The sequence below is a fragment of the Streptomyces sp. NPDC050423 genome (genome assembly GCF_040655445.1).
In the GTDB taxonomy this organism is placed as follows: domain Bacteria; phylum Actinomycetota; class Actinomycetes; order Streptomycetales; family Streptomycetaceae; genus Streptomyces.
In genome coordinates this window covers 113384-126940 of the sequence record NZ_JBFAJY010000010.1, presented here as the reverse complement: position 1 = coordinate 126940, position 13557 = coordinate 113384, and the positions used below count along the sequence as shown (strand labels likewise).

Below are 13557 nucleotides of genomic sequence, written 5' to 3'. Positions count from 1 at the left end.
ACCGTGCCGCCTCAGGCCTCCAGTGCGCGGGCGCCGAGCAGTTCGGCGATCCGCTCCGGGGCGACCGCGCGGGAGTAGAGCCAGCCCTGCCCGGTGTCGCAGCCGATCCGGCGCAGCCGCTCCGCCTGGCCGGCCGTCTCCACGCACTCCGCGGTGACGGTCAGGCCCAGCCGGTGCGCCAGCTGGACCATGGCCTCGACGATCGTCTCGTCGGCGGGGCTGGGGTGCGTGCCGTCCTCGTAGCGGAAGCCGCGTACGAAGGCGCCGTCCAGCTTCAGTACGGAGACCGGCAGGCGGCTCAGGTAGGCGAGGTTGGAGTAGCCGGTCCCGAAGTCGTCGATGGCGATCCGGACGCCCATGTCGCTGAGCGACTGGAGGGCCTGGAGCGGGCGGCCCGCCGATCCCATCACCGCGGACTCGGTCAGCTCCAGCTGCAACAGCGCCGGGTCGAGCCCGGTCTCCGCGAGGATCTCCGCCACATCGGTGACCAGGTCGGAGTCCCAGACCTGGCGGACCGCGACATTGACGCTGATGAACAGCGGCGGCTCGGCCGGGTGGTCGAGCTGCCAGCGCCTGGCCTGACGGCACGCCGCCCGCAGCACCCAGCGGCCGAGCTGCACGATCGAGCCGTCCTCCTCGGCGATCGCGACGAACCGGTTCGGCGAGAGCATGCCGAACTGCGGGTGGTTCCAGCGGACCAGCGCCTCCACACCGAGCACGACCCCGTCGGCCATGCCGACCAGCGGCTGGTACTCGATGGTGAACTCGCCGCGTTCGACGGCCGGCCGGAGGTTGGACGAGAGGGCCTGGCGGGTCATCCGGTGGGCGTTGCGCTCCGGGTCGAAGACGGTCCAGCGCCCCTTCCCGTCGGCCTTCGCCCAGTACAGCGTCGTATCGGCCGCCTGCATCAGGCCCGTGGCCGAGGTGCCGGCGACCGGCCGCTCCACCACGCCGATCGACGCCGAGACGGAGAGCCGCTGCCCGGCCAGGTCGAAGGGCTTCTGGAGCGCGGCGAGCACGCTGCGGGCGAGGTCGGTCAGCTGCTGCGTACCGGTGGACTCCTCGACCAGGATCGCGAACTCGTCCCCGCCGAGGCGCGCCACCAGAGGGGCACTTGTGGGGTGCGGGCCCTCCCGCTCGGCGCAGTCGGTGAGCCGGGCGGCGACGGCGGCGAGCAGCCGGTCGCCGATCCGGTGGCCCAGGGTGTCGTTGACGGCCTTGAAGCCGTCCAGGTCGAGGTAGCAGAGCCCGATCCGGCCGCGTCCGGGGTGGGTGTCGTCCTGGTACGGAGGGGTCTCCAGGACGGCCGAGAGCCGCTCGAAGAACAGCGTGCGGTTGGGCAGCCGGGTCACCGGGTCGTGCATCTGGAGATGGCGCAGCCGCTTCTGGAGCTCGCGCCGGTCGCTGACGTCCGCGACGGAGAGCAGCACCTGGCCGGGCGGGCGGTTCCCGCCGTCCGTGTCCCGTGCGCCGTCGTCGCGGTCGCTGTCACCTTCGTCGTCGCGGTCCGCCTCCGCCTCCGTCGCGGGCATCGGTACGACGGTGATCTCGGCCCACATCGAGCGCCCGTCGGGGTGCTTGAGCCGGCGGGTGCAGCGGAAGCGGGAGCGCCGGCCGTGCAGCACCTCGCGGTACGCGTGCCAGGTGCGGCCGTCCGCCGCGAGGTCGACCAGATCGGAGGCGGACTGGGCGGTGAGTGCCGGGGCGGCGATGCCGACCAGCGCGGACAGGGCCTCGTTCGCGGTGACGATCAGGCCCTCGTGGTCGACGACGGCCATCGGGACCGTGGCGGCCCGGAAGGCCGCCCGGTAGTCGTGCGCCCCGGAGGCGGCCGACTCCGGGGCGGCGTCCGAAGCGGCGTCCGGGGCGAGTTCCCCGGTGACGCCCTCGGGGGCCCCCTCGGCGGGCCATGACTGATGACGCTCCGTGACCGATGGTCGTGGGGAAGAGGCTGCTGTGCCTGCCGGGGGCCTCGGCCCATCGGAGGTTGCGCTCACCGTTCGCTCCCGCCATGCAGTTCTGTCCTGGACAGGTCTGGTCGGACTGGCCCGCCGCGTGGAGCGCCGTTGTCAGGGGCGGAAAGCGCGGAGGAAAGCGAGGTGAAGCATAGAGGCTGGCGGCTCGGCCGTTCCAGCGCCCCGACGGTTCCGGACGTCGCGCCCGATGTGCATGGGCCATTCGCGCGCAGATCCGGTTTGCCCATGACTGATCGTTTCTGTGCGGCTCTGTTCTCTCGCGTTGTATCGGTGATCGATTGTGACTGTCTGTGATAGGAGGCGCGCAGGTGGGCCGCTGACCCGACTGGGGCAGCCCAACAGGACGTAACGCCTGAATCGCCACAGGGTGGTCGGGAGGGTGCTGAAGGTCCCAGGCGTCCGCACCCCGCACCCGGAGGTAGATGTGCCGCGTCAGCACGGACCCGGAGGAGTGGTGAGACCGAGTCCGCGCGCCGTGACGGCCGGGCTGATCTCCCTCCTGGCGGTCGCCGCGACCTCGCTCGTCGCGGGACCCGCCGTGGCCGCCACCGGTGCGGCCGACGCCTGTGCGCTGCCCCGGACCCAGGCCCACCACTCGCTGGGCCTGGACGAGTGGAACAGCGCCTACCCGCGCCCCGACCATCCGCTCGACGCGGTCATGGTCTTCCTCTCGTTCCCGGACGCCCGGCCCGTCACCACCCCCGCCGAACTCACCTCCGACTACTTCCCCGCCACCACCAGGTTCTTCCAGCGCGCCTCGTACGGAAAGTTCACCCTGCGCCCGCACCCGCAGAAGCAGTGGATCCAGATGCCCAGGCCGTCGGTCTGGTACGGCATAAAGCGCGACTGGTCCAACGACAGGCGCAGCGCCTACCTGCACGACGCGATCGACGCGGCCGACCCCGAGGTGGACTTCTCGAAGTACGACATCGTCTACCTCGTCGCCGACCCGGACGCCCCGGGCGTCGACTCGGACGCCACCAAGGTCGTCAACTTCGACCGGCCGCTGCACGCCGACGGTACGGACATCAGGCGCGTCGTCACCGTCTTCGAGCAGCACCCGCCGGACCACAACGTGCTGGCCCACGAGACCGGACACGTCTTCGACCTGCCCGACCTCTACCACCGGCCCTCGGACGGCAAGGGCGACTGGGACACCTACGTGGGCGACTGGGACGTGATGGGCAGCCAGTTCGGGCTCTCGCCCGATCTCTTCGGCTGGCACAAGTGGAAGCTGGGCTGGCTGGACGACCGGCAGGTGACCTGCATCCAGAGCGACCGGGTCGTCACCCTGGAGTCGATGGCGGCAGTGCCCGTGCCCGGCGCCTCCATCGGGACCCGGCTCGCGGTGATCAGGACGGGCGAGGGCAGCGCCGTGGCGATCGAGGCCCGCAGCGCCACCGGCAACGACCGCTCGACCTGTAGCGAAGGAGTGCTGCTCTACCGGATCCGGAACGAGACCCCGTCGGGCGGCGGGCCGGTCGATGTCATCGACACCCACCCCGGCACCGACGCCTGCTGGGACCGGTCGGTCTATGCGCCGCTCGCGGACGCCCCGCTGCGGGTCGGTGAGACGTTCTCCGTCCCCGGCGGACACACCACGATCGAGGTCGCCGACCGGACCCCCTCGGGCGCCTGGACGGTCCGGATCACCACCGGGACGTAGCGCCGGGCCGGCCACGACGAAGAAGCCCCCTCGCTCTCGCGAGGGGGCTTCCTGTGTCTGTGCGCCGCCAGGGACTCGAACCCCGGACCCGCTGATTAAGAGTCAGCTGCTCTAACCAACTGAGCTAGCGGCGCCTGCTGACGTCGTAGACCTTAGCACCCAGATCGGCGGGAGGAAAAATCGAAATACGAGGCCCCGAGGAGGGCACCGACCGGGCCACCCGCACACACGCCCAGAGCAGTACGTCGGGCCCCGGCAGCCAGGGGCTGCGGGTGTCGGGGGCGACCACCCAGCGGGGTCCGGATGCATTCGGTTCGCAGGTCAGGGGCGGCACGGTCACCGCGTCACCGGTGCCGTGACAGAGCAGTGGGGGCACCTTCCGGCCGCTCTCGTCCTGCCCCGCCGCGTCCCCTGCGGACCGGGACGCGGCACCCGCCCCCCACTCCTCCCAGTCCAGCAGCGAGGGCAGCCGCTGAGCGGTCCCGGGGGAGGCGAACAGCAGCATCCGGCCGCGGTGCGTGGCGACCGGCCCGGAGCCGGGTCCGTCCGACCAGAGGTGTTCGAGCATCCGGCGTCCGAAGAGTGTGGGCACGTTCACCACGTCGAAGGACGAACCGCACGGCAGGACCCCGGGAGCGGACGGGTGCGACTCCCACTGGGTCAGGGCGCTGCGCGGATACGCCGCGGCGCCGGCCAGCCAGGCGGCGCCGGCCGCCGTCACCTGAGCCGTCTGGTTACCGGCCTGCCGGCGCAGGACGGCGAAGACGTCGGCTTCCCGGTAGGGGCCGTCGCCGTGATGCAGGGTCGTTTCGTCTGGCAGCCATGCGGTCATGCACACAGGTCTACCGGGAGTGACGATCCGGATTCCGAGAGTTGTTGGAAACCGGGACAGCTTGGGGTGCCGAGGAGTATCTTGCCCCCAGGCATATGCCAGTGGTTCTACCCACAGTCAGCGCCGGCCGGTACGAGCCGGCGCCGGACCCGGGAGCGGGGGAGCCGGTCCGCGGTCGGGAAGCCGGGACGGCGGGGCCCGTCAGGGCGTGGGAGCGTTCAGCAGGCTCCGGCCGAACTCGATCATCTTCGCCGCGTAGTCCTCGGTCCACTCCGCCCGCCGCGCGATGTCCGCCGTCGTGAGCCGGTCGAACCGGCGCGGGTCGGCCAGCTGGGCGGCCGCGATCGCCTGGAACTCGACCGCCCGGTCGGTCGCGGCGCGGAACGCCAGGGCCAGTTCGGTGGAACGGCTCAGCAGCTCCTTCGGATCCTCCATCGACTCCAGGTCGAAGAAGTGCTCGGGATCGGCGACCGCCGCCGACGGCTCGAAGAGCAGGGGCGCGGGGCGCAGCCGCTGCCGCTCGTTCCGCTCGGGTTGTGCCATGTGGTTGTTCCTCCTCGGATGGGCCCGACGGCCACCCTCCATTGTCCAACCCGCCGCAAGGGCGCTTACGACCTGGTGCGCGATAGTGAGCGGGCTCCCTATCGCGCACCAGGTCGTTGCGGGGGCGTGCGCCGATCCGCTCGCGGCACCCGCGCCCCGACGCGCCCCCGGACTCAACGCCCCCATCGCACGCGGTGTTCCGCCAGGTGCGCCAGCACCCGGTGGTTCGCCTCCCAGCCGTCCGGGAACTTCACCGTGACGCCCAGCTGGACCGGCTCCGTCGACGGGTGCTCGTCCAGCAGTTCGGCGACGCCCGCGCGGCAGACCACGACGCAGGCGTGGCGGTGGCGGGAGGCCAGCACGCACAGGCGGCCCGTCTCCAGGTGGAACGCGGTGGCGTCCGGCCGGCCGGAGAGCGGGTGCAGGACCACCGTCACGTCGAACTCGCGGCCCTGGAGCCGGTTCGCCGTGTCCACCGCCACGCCCGTCACCCCCAGCTCCGCGAGCGCCGCCCGCACCGCCGCGGCCTGGTCGCGGTGGGCCGTGCCGACCGCGACCCGGTCCGCCGTGACCGGGACCGGGTCCGGGGAACGCTCGCTGGTGGCCGCGCCGCCCCGGTCCAGGAGCCGGCGCACCACCGCGGCCACCGCACGGACCGCCTCGGGGTCCGTGCGCGGGGTGTGCCGGGCGGGAAGCTCCAGCAGGCCCCAGCCGGACTCCGCGGCCTCGTCCAGCACCCGGTCGGCCGCCGAGCCGTCGGACCCGACGCCGAACGACAGCAGCCGGTCCCCGTGGTCCGTACCGCTGCGGAACGGGGTGTACGGGTAGAACGCGTCCGAGACCAGTTGCGCGGCCGAAGCGGGCAGCCGCCAGGAGACCGGCAGCCGGCGCTGCGGCAGCTCCGGATTGTGCGCCAGCAGGGTGGAGACCGCGCTCGCCGACGGGTCGTAACTCAGCCCCGCCCACTGGTCCGCGCCCACGATCGAGAACGGGTCCAGCTGGCCCGGATCGCCCACGAACAGGGCCCGCTCGAAGAGTCCGGCGACGGCCAGCAGCGCGTCCGAGCGCATCTGGTAGGCCTCGTCGACGATCGCGTGCCCCCACGGCTCGACGTTCTTCACATGGGCCCACTTGGCCGCCGTCGAGATGACGATGTCGAGCCCCGCCAGATCCGCCGCCTTCGCCGACTTCCGTACGTTGGCCAGCCCGTCCAGCACCTTGTCGTACGGGTCGGAGTCGCTGCTGTGCAGCCGGCCGACCGGCAGCCCGGGGTCCTTCTCGGCCAGCCGCAGCACCAGGTCGTCGACCTGGGCGTTCGTCTGCGCGACGACCATCAGCGGGCGCCCGGCCGCGGCGAGTTCGAGCGCGGCGCGGACCACCAGCGTCGACTTGCCCGCACCGGGCGGGGAGTCCACCACGATGCCGCGGGCCGTGCCGTTCAGCGTGTCGTCCAGGATCTGGGCGGTGGCCCGGCCCGCCGCGGCACCCGGGTCGAATCCGTCGGTCACAGCAGGTCCTCCGGGGTCACGGGGTCAGGGCTCTCGACAGCCGCACCGGAGCCGGGCGGACCGCCGTGGGTCCACGGGGTCTCCTCCGCCTCCGGCAGCTTCGGGCCGCCGCGCTGGTCGTGCTCGAACAGGGTCCAGGCGATCCGGTCACCGGGCTCCGGCACCGAACCGGGTGCCGGTTCCCTGCCGCGGCCCATCCGGTCGGTGATCCGCAGCACCAGCGCGGGCGCGGCGCCCTCCTCCTGCGGCCCGTAACCGGCGAACTCGGCGGTCTGCGGCTTGCCGTCCAGCGAGCGGTAGACCTTGACGCGGTCGGCCAGGTGCGGCTGCTCGCCGGTGCGGACGGTGACCAGCGGGCGCGGCGAGGGGCGCTTCGACTCGGTGTACGTCATCTCCACCCCGGTCACCTCCCCGATGAACGCCTCGCCCGCCAGCCGGCGGCCGGCCAGCACCAGCGGATCGTCCAGCGCCTCCTGGGCCTCCAGCTGGGCCTGGGCGGTCTCCCGCGAGGCGAGCTTGCGGGCCGCCGTCACCGCGTCGTCCCGGCGCGGCTGCGGCGGCTCCCCGGACCGCACCCGGTCGCGGTGGCCGGTGAACGACCAGCGGTCCCTGGTCCAGCGGTCCTCGGCCCTCGCCCCCTCGGGCAGCTCCCGCAGCAGGTCGAGGCCCCGCCACACGGCGTCCCAGGTGGGCCGCAGCACACCCGCCAGCAGCGCTCTGATCCCCCGCTCGGCCGCGGTCAGCTCGGCGAGCCGGGCATCGGCCGCCAGCCCGTCCTCGGCGGCGGCCAGCGAGGTCCGCGCGCGGTCGTACTTCTCGATCGCGGGGGCCAGCAGCCGGTTGTCGAAGTCCGGGTCGGTGGCCGGTCCGGCGGGCGGGCACAGCAGCTGTCCCTCGCGGTCCCGGGCCAGCTCGGCGCGGAACGCGGCCTCGGCCCCGGACTCGCCGGCCGGCGGGTCGACCCAGGCCAGCAGGGCGCCCAGGTGCTGGTCCTCCAGGGTGGACTGGCCGGTCGCCCAGTGCCGCCCGAGCAGATCGGTGCCGGCCAGCAGCAGCGAGGAGCCCGGCACCCGGGCACGCTCGCCGTAGTGCGTGAGCCAGCGGCCCAGCAGGGGGACCCGGGCGGGCGCCGGATACGGGGTGTCGGGGTCGTCCTCGGCGGTGCGCCGGAACCGCATGGAGCGGCCGAGCAGCCGGACGAACTCGATGCCCGCCCGGCTCGGCACGATCAGCTGCGCGGCGTCCGTGCACAGCTCGGTCTCGACCTTGACCTTCTTGCCGGTCGCGGGGTCGGTCTCGCTGCGTTCGGCGGGCTCGATCACATCGGCGTACGACTCGATGTGCGGCAGGACCGCCTCGGCCAGCTCCGCGAGGAACGCGAACCGCAGATCCCGGTCGCGCGGCTGGGCCACGACCAGCAGCCGCGGCGCGTCCCGGTCGGTGCCCACGAGGGCGCCGAGCGGGGCGCCCGCCTCACCCGCGGTGGTGAGCGGCACCAGGACCAGCGGCCGGTCGGTGAGCCGGCGGTGGCGGACCGTGGCCAGCGGCTGCGCGCGGCCGCTCTCCACGGCCTCCAGCCGGGCCAGCGTGGAGATCAGTGACATGCGGGGCCGCCTTCCAGCGCCTCGGCGCGCAGGGCCGCCGCGCGGCGCAGCGCTGAGACCGTCGGATCCGCCGGATCGCCCTCCTTGCCCGCGGCCGCGGCCAGCACCGCGCCGACCGTGGTCAGCCCGCCGAGCTCGCCCCGCACGCTGCGCCCCAGCGCCTCCACCGCGCCCTGCGCGCGGGCCCTGCCCCGGCAGTGGAAGGCGAGTTCGCAGGCGGCCAGGCACTCCGGCGCGTACGCCGCCGCGACCGACTCGACGGCGCTGTCCAGCTCCTCGGGGGCGCGCTCGGGGTCGAACGTGGTGCCCTCGGGCAGGGCCGCCGCGATGTCCTCGATCCGGGTGAGCCGGGTCAGCTGGCGGCGGGTGACCGCACGCTGCTTGCGCACGTCGACGACGGACGCGGCCGGCAGGTTGGAGAAGTCCTTCGGGCAGACCAGCAGCACCCGGTGGCCGACCTCCGCCCCGTCGGTGACCTCGGCGATCCGCTCCAGCGCCAGTACGTAGACAGCCGACTGGCGGGCGGCCGCGCCGACCTTCGCCGCGTCGGCGGAACCGTCGATCATGGGGAAGGACTTGATCTCGACGACGGTCCAGGTGCCGTCGGGGTGCACCACCACCGCGTCCGGCTCCAGATACGCGGGCGATCCCGCCACCTCCAGGGCCAGCATCGGGTGGTCCAGCAACGCCCAGCCGCCCGCCCCCGTCGCCTCCCGCAGGGCCAGCGCGGTGCGCGCGGCGCGGCCCTCGGGGCCGGCGGCCGTCAGATCGGGCACCGCGACGTCGTGCGGCGGCTCACCGGGTCCGCCGAGCCGCTCGTGGAGCAGGCGCATCAGCTCCGTACCGCCGTCGGCCTTGACCTTGGCCTCGAAGGCGTTGCCCCGCATGAAGGCGAACTGGGACTGGCCGAAAGCGGCCGGTGAACCGAGGGCGGTGGCGAGGGCGGCCTTGTCGACGCCTGCCCCGTCGAGCAGGGCGCGCCGCTTGCAGCCGGGGTTCGCGGCGAGGGCGGCCAGTGCGCGGGCGTCCAGCGGACGCGGTGCGACGGCCGGGCCCCTCAGCTCAGCGAGCCGCTGCCGCAGCGTCACCGCCCGCGGCTCTTCCCGCGGAGGCGGGGACGTCGGCCGGGGCAGGTGGACCGGCCGGTGCCGCGGCATCGGTGGGATCTGCGGAGGAGGTCCGCTGGCCGGGGATTCGCTCACCCGCGGAAGTCTTGCATCCGGCACTGACATCCGGGGACTTCGTGGCCGCGCTCACCCGTACGAAGCGGGTCAGGACCGCGTCGGCGACCCGGTTGGCGAGCCGCGTCACGGGCCGGGCCACCAGGGCGCCGAACCCCATCACGGCGGCGCCGGCGACGGCGTCGAGGAAGTAGTGGTTGGCCGTGCCCATCACCACGAAGAGGGTGATCAGGGGGTACGCGATACCGGCCGCGCGTATGAGCGGGTGCCGCCCGTGGCGCCATATGAGGATCCCGCACCACAGTGCCCAGCCGACGTGCAGACTCGGCATCGCCGCGTACTGGTTGGTCATTCCGCCCATACCGCGCGGGGCGCTCGCCTCCGTGCCCCACCAGCCGTACGAGCTGTACTGCGCCATCGTGTCGACGAAGCCGTGCCCGGCGGCCAGCAGCCGCGGCGGGCAGGTCGGCATCAGCGTGAAGCCGATCAGGCCGAGCATGGTGGAGGTCATCAGCCAGGTGCGGGCCCTGCGGTAGGCCTCCGAGTGTCTCCGGAACATCCATATGAGGACGGCCGGGGTGACCAGGTAGTGCAGCGACGCGTACGCGAAGTCGGCGGGTATCCCTATCGAGGAGTGCGCGGTGAGCAGCCGGTTGAGGGGGTGTTCGAAGTTGATGAGGAGCGACTGTTCCAGGTGCAGGATGCGCAGTCCGTGGTCGACGGCCGTCGACACGTCGCCGCGCACCAGCAGTCTGCCGCCCGAGTACGCCGCGTACACCAGGGCGAGCAGCGGCAGCTCGGTCCACCAGCGGGGCCGGGGGCGCGGCGCGGGCGCGGTGGTGGCATGCGGCATCCGGAAGTTCTCCATCATGTGTTCATGCGGCCGACGGCGGACGTTCAACCGTACGGTGCGGGTCGGCCGCGATTCCCCCAGGGGTGCCCTTCGGCGTCCCTCAGCTGTTCGAATTTGTCTGCGATGGGTGGGACGCCGGTACGGGCCCCCGGGTTGCCTCACGGGCGGGTGCGCGATGATGGAAATCCGGACGATCCGTTCCCGCCGTTCCCCCGTAGCGTGCCGGACGGTTCCGTCCCCGTCGATGTCCAAGATCTCAGATTCAGGATCAGAGGTCTCAGTTTCAGGGAGAGCCGTCACATGGCACCGCGAATCCTGCTTGCCCGGCACGGCCGGACGCAATGGTCCGTCAACGGCAATCACACGGGCAGGACGGACATCCCGCTGCTCGACACCGGGCGCGCGGGCGCCAAGCTGCTCGGCGAGCGGCTGCACCGGGGGCCGTGGGCGGACCTGCCCGGTCTCGAGGTCCGGACCAGCCCGCTCGTGCGGGCCGCCGAGACGTGCGAGCTCGCGGGGTTCGGCGAGCGGGCCGAGCGGTGGGACGCGCTGATGGAGTGGGATTACGGGGCGTACGAGGGGATGACCCCGGCCGCGATCAAGGCGATCCGCCCGGACTGGTTCATCTGGCGCGACGGGGTGCCGGAGGGGGAGACCCTGGCCGAGCTGTCGGCCCGTGCCGACGCGATCGTCGAGTGGGCCCGCTCGGCCGACCGCGACGTCCTGGTCTTCGCCCACGGCCACATCCTGCGGGCGCTCGGGGCGCGCTGGCTGGGCGAGGACGTGTCGTTCGCGGCGCGCGTCCGGCTGGATCCGACGTCGCTGTCGGTGCTGGGGTGGGCGTACGGGGCGCCGGCCCTGGAGCGCTGGAACGACACGGGGCACCTGGAGCGGTAGCCCTGACGGGGTTCCCGGCTCCGGATGCGGCCCCGGATGCCCCGGTCATCCCCAGCCCGTCCGGCGATTGAGGACGGAACCCCGGGCCTGGCGGTCGGGGTAACGATTCCAGCCCGTCCGGCGTTTGAGGACGGAACCCCGCGCCCCGGTCCGGGGGCAGCCACCTTTGCCCTCAAGCGCCGGGCGGGCTGGTTTTCGCGCCCGGGTCCGGCCGGAGGGTTCCGTCCTCAAACGCCGGACGGGCTGGGTGGGCCCGGGTGAGCGGGTCCCGCACGCGCGCCCCGGGCGCCCCGCGCGACCCAGCCCCAGGCCCTACGTCTTGGTGCCGGAAGCCGTGTGGCGGTCGAGGAAGTCCGTGATGTCGACCGATCCCCGGCCCTGCGGCCGCAGCACCGCCACCGCTCCGGCCAGCATCGCCCTGATCCGGGAGGACCGGACCTGGTCCAGCAGGTCCAGCACCTGGTGGCCCGTGGCCGCCGCCTCCTCCGCGAGGCCCGCCCGTGCCAGGTCCGTGGTCAGCTCGGCCCGGTACAGCGCCAGGTTCCGGGTGAAGTGCGGATCCTGCAGCCGCGTCGCGCGCCGGGCGTGCCGCGCCGCCCGCGACCAGTCGCCCAGCGCCGACCAGCACTGCGCCTCCAGCATCTCCAGCTCCGCCTCCCGGAAGAAGCTCATCCACTCCGGGTCCGCGGCGGACGGCCCCTGCCCGAACGCGGTGTGCGCCCGGCCGAGCGCCCGCTCGCAGCCGGTGCGGTCCCCGAGCCCCGCCCGGCCCCCCGCCTCCCGCAGCGAGAGGAGCGCCATCAGCCGCGGTGAGCCCAGCGGCCGGGCGGCGCGCTGTCCCGCCTCCGCGGCGCGCACGGACTCGCGCGAGCGCCCGGTGTCCCGGGCCAGGAACGACGCGTTGCAGAACGCGTGCGCCTCCAGCGCGTGGTCCCCGGCCACCCGCGCCGTCGCCAGCGCCTCCGCGTAGTGCGAACGGGCGTCCTCGAACCGGCCCGAGTCATGGGCCAGCCAGCCCACCGAGATGGCCAGCTCACCGGCCCCGCTGTGCAGCCGGTCCGCCGTGGAGCGCCGGGGCGCGGTCCCGGAGTCGAGCAGCGCGTACGCCGCGCGCAGCGGCTGCGAGGCCCGCCGGTAGAGGCCGTCACCGCCGTGCCGGTCGTCCAGCAGACGGATCTGCCGCACCGCCTTCTCGACGGCGTGCACCTCCGCCTCGCCGACCCGGCGCTGCGTGGGCAGGGACACGGAGGCGGTCATGCCACCGAGGCCCAGGCCCAGGGACGCGGCCGCCATCGTGGTGGAGCCGCTCGTCATGAATACGCGACGCAGCACGTCGCACTCCTCGTCGGTGTCGCTGCCGAACAGCGGGGAAGTCGGGGGCGAAGGGGCGTCCGCCGCGGGCCGGGCTCCCCGGCCGCGTACCGATTCACGCGGTGAGAAGCCCAGGTCCGCCAGGTCCGCCCCGGGGAACATGTGCAGGAAGACCCGCTCGTACGCGTAGTTCGGGCAGCGGATCTCGCCGGACTCCACGCGTCCGATGTACCGGGCGTCGCACGCGACCTGCTCGCCGATCTCGCGGGCGGACCTGCGTACCGCGGCAGCGAACTCCCCGGCGGAGCGCTGTCCGCGCAGCCGCCGGAAGGCGAGGTTGGGAACAGCCCGTGTCGACACCATGGCGGGCCCTCTCTGGCGCGAGCCGGGCGTTTTTCTCCGGTGTCCCGGCGGAGCAAGAACGTACCTGTTGTGACAACGCACACACACTGCGTTTGCTGACGAATCGGGCATCTCGCCCGCGATCTGCCATGAACTGCCACCCTTTGCAGCGGTGTGGGGCCGTAGCCCTTGACGCGGTCGGCGCGTTGGTCCATGTGGCGACGGAGTCCAGCTCCGCCCGGCGATGAGAGGAGAGGTCCCTTGTTGCATTTCGACCTGGCGACCGGCTCGCGGACAACCGCGACGACGGCCGCGACGACCGCGACGACCGGCCCCGTGGCACCGGCCGAGGGGCCCGCCGCGCCGGGCCCGCCTCCCGGCGCGGAACCCTGCGACCTGGTGACCGTCCCCGCCCGGCAGGGCCTGGAGGCTGTGGACATCCTGCGCCGCGGCGCCGACCAGGAGGCCGTCGGCCCGGTCCTCCACGACGGCCTCTGCGCCACCCTCGGCTTCCTGGTGCCGCCCGGCACCGCCGAGGCCTGGGACGTACCGGGCAGCGCCTGTACGCAGACCGACGGCCGCGGGCTGCGCATCCCCGCCGAGCCGCCCGTCTCCGGCAGCGGCTGGCTGCTGCCCCCCGGCGACGACACCTCGGTCACCGACCCCGCCGTGCTGCGGGCCGCACTCGACCAGGCCGCCCGGATGATCGAGGCGGCCGACAACTGCCGCTGAGCCCATAATGGCCGCAGGGCGGGTGAGCGGAACCCGCCCGTCACGGCCGGTTCCGGCCGGTCCCGGACCCGATGAGCAGTGAGCAGGTACGAGCGGCAGTGGCACGTCGAGG

General features: G+C 73.6%; 11 protein-coding genes and 1 tRNA gene. 3 read left to right on the top strand and 9 right to left on the bottom strand.

Annotated elements, in window-relative coordinates; genetic code table 11:
* Window positions 1-11: 11 nt before the first annotated feature.
* Window positions 12-1997, bottom strand: a complete 1986-nt coding sequence (locus AB0I52_RS10560) for an EAL domain-containing protein (RefSeq protein WP_363070925.1) — start codon at window positions 1995-1997, stop codon at window positions 12-14.
* Window positions 1998-2400: 403 nt separating this feature from the next.
* On the opposite strand from AB0I52_RS10560, the gene AB0I52_RS10555 reads away from it, so the two are divergent.
* Complete coding sequence (locus tag AB0I52_RS10555) at window positions 2401-3642, top strand: M6 family metalloprotease domain-containing protein (RefSeq protein WP_363071006.1); 1242 nt, start codon at window positions 2401-2403, stop codon at window positions 3640-3642.
* A gap of 60 nt (window positions 3643-3702) precedes the next feature.
* On the opposite strand, the gene AB0I52_RS10550 is transcribed toward AB0I52_RS10555, so the two are convergent.
* The 7 genes from AB0I52_RS10550 to AB0I52_RS10520 form a co-directional block, all read right to left on the bottom strand.
* Window positions 3703-3776: transfer RNA gene (locus AB0I52_RS10550), tRNA-Lys, on the bottom strand.
* Complete coding sequence (locus AB0I52_RS10545) at window positions 3767-4474, bottom strand: bifunctional DNA primase/polymerase (protein ID WP_363070923.1); 708 nt, start codon at window positions 4472-4474, stop codon at window positions 3767-3769. The genes AB0I52_RS10550 and AB0I52_RS10545 overlap by 10 nt, the downstream gene beginning before the upstream one ends.
* Window positions 4475-4675: 201 nt before the next feature.
* The gene (locus AB0I52_RS10540; RefSeq protein WP_363070921.1) at window positions 4676-5017 is read right to left on the bottom strand and encodes a hypothetical protein; all 342 of its coding nucleotides are present in this window, start codon (window positions 5015-5017) and stop codon (window positions 4676-4678) included.
* Between the two features lie 173 nt (window positions 5018-5190).
* On the bottom strand, window positions 5191-6525 hold the full coding sequence (locus AB0I52_RS10535) for an AAA domain-containing protein (RefSeq protein WP_363070919.1): 1335 nt from the start codon (window positions 6523-6525) through the stop codon (window positions 5191-5193).
* Entirely contained in the window at window positions 6522-8129 is a 1608-nt protein-coding gene (locus AB0I52_RS10530; RefSeq protein WP_363070917.1) for a hypothetical protein, read from the bottom strand. The genes AB0I52_RS10535 and AB0I52_RS10530 overlap by 4 nt, the downstream gene beginning before the upstream one ends.
* Window positions 8120-9286 carry a hypothetical protein gene (locus tag AB0I52_RS10525; RefSeq protein WP_363070915.1) on the bottom strand — a complete coding sequence of 389 codons (1167 nt, stop codon included), beginning with the start codon at window positions 9284-9286 and terminating at the stop codon, window positions 8120-8122. The genes AB0I52_RS10530 and AB0I52_RS10525 overlap by 10 nt, the downstream gene beginning before the upstream one ends.
* Window positions 9192-10163, bottom strand: coding sequence for a phosphatase PAP2 family protein (locus AB0I52_RS10520; RefSeq protein ID WP_363071004.1), 972 nt, complete (start codon window positions 10161-10163; stop codon window positions 9192-9194). Before AB0I52_RS10520 ends, AB0I52_RS10525 begins: the two co-directional genes overlap by 95 nt.
* Window positions 10164-10463: 300 nt before the next feature.
* Between AB0I52_RS10520 and AB0I52_RS10515 the strand changes: the two genes are divergently transcribed.
* The gene (locus tag AB0I52_RS10515) at window positions 10464-11060 is read left to right on the top strand and encodes a histidine phosphatase family protein (protein ID WP_363070913.1); all 597 of its coding nucleotides are present in this window, start codon (window positions 10464-10466) and stop codon (window positions 11058-11060) included.
* Window positions 11061-11372: 312 nt separating this feature from the next.
* Here AB0I52_RS10515 and AB0I52_RS10510 read toward each other — a convergent pair whose 3' ends face one another.
* Window positions 11373-12734: a tetratricopeptide repeat protein gene (locus AB0I52_RS10510; RefSeq protein ID WP_363070911.1), complete on the bottom strand. Its 1362-nt coding sequence runs from the start codon at window positions 12732-12734 to the stop codon at window positions 11373-11375.
* Between the two features lie 315 nt (window positions 12735-13049).
* On the opposite strand from AB0I52_RS10510, the gene AB0I52_RS10505 reads away from it, so the two are divergent.
* A complete protein-coding gene (locus AB0I52_RS10505) occupies window positions 13050-13445 on the top strand; it encodes a hypothetical protein (RefSeq protein ID WP_363071002.1) in 396 nt (131 codons plus the stop codon).
* Window positions 13446-13557 lie beyond the last annotated feature (112 nt).

Coding starts and splice junctions, on each gene's coding strand:
- AB0I52_RS10525 (WP_363070915.1), bottom strand. CDS start 9,286: ATGCCGCGGCACCGGCCGGTCCACCTGCCCCGGCCGACGTCCCCGCCT.
- AB0I52_RS10510 (WP_363070911.1), bottom strand. CDS start 12,734: ATGGTGTCGACACGGGCTGTTCCCAACCTCGCCTTCCGGCGGCTGCGC.
- AB0I52_RS10540 (WP_363070921.1), bottom strand. CDS start 5,017: ATGGCACAACCCGAGCGGAACGAGCGGCAGCGGCTGCGCCCCGCGCCC.
- AB0I52_RS10520 (WP_363071004.1), bottom strand. CDS start 10,163: ATGCCGCATGCCACCACCGCGCCCGCGCCGCGCCCCCGGCCCCGCTGG.
- AB0I52_RS10530 (WP_363070917.1), bottom strand. CDS start 8,129: ATGTCACTGATCTCCACGCTGGCCCGGCTGGAGGCCGTGGAGAGCGGC.
- AB0I52_RS10545 (WP_363070923.1), bottom strand. CDS start 4,474: ATGACCGCATGGCTGCCAGACGAAACGACCCTGCATCACGGCGACGGC.
- AB0I52_RS10515 (WP_363070913.1), top strand. CDS start 10,464: ATGGCACCGCGAATCCTGCTTGCCCGGCACGGCCGGACGCAATGGTCC.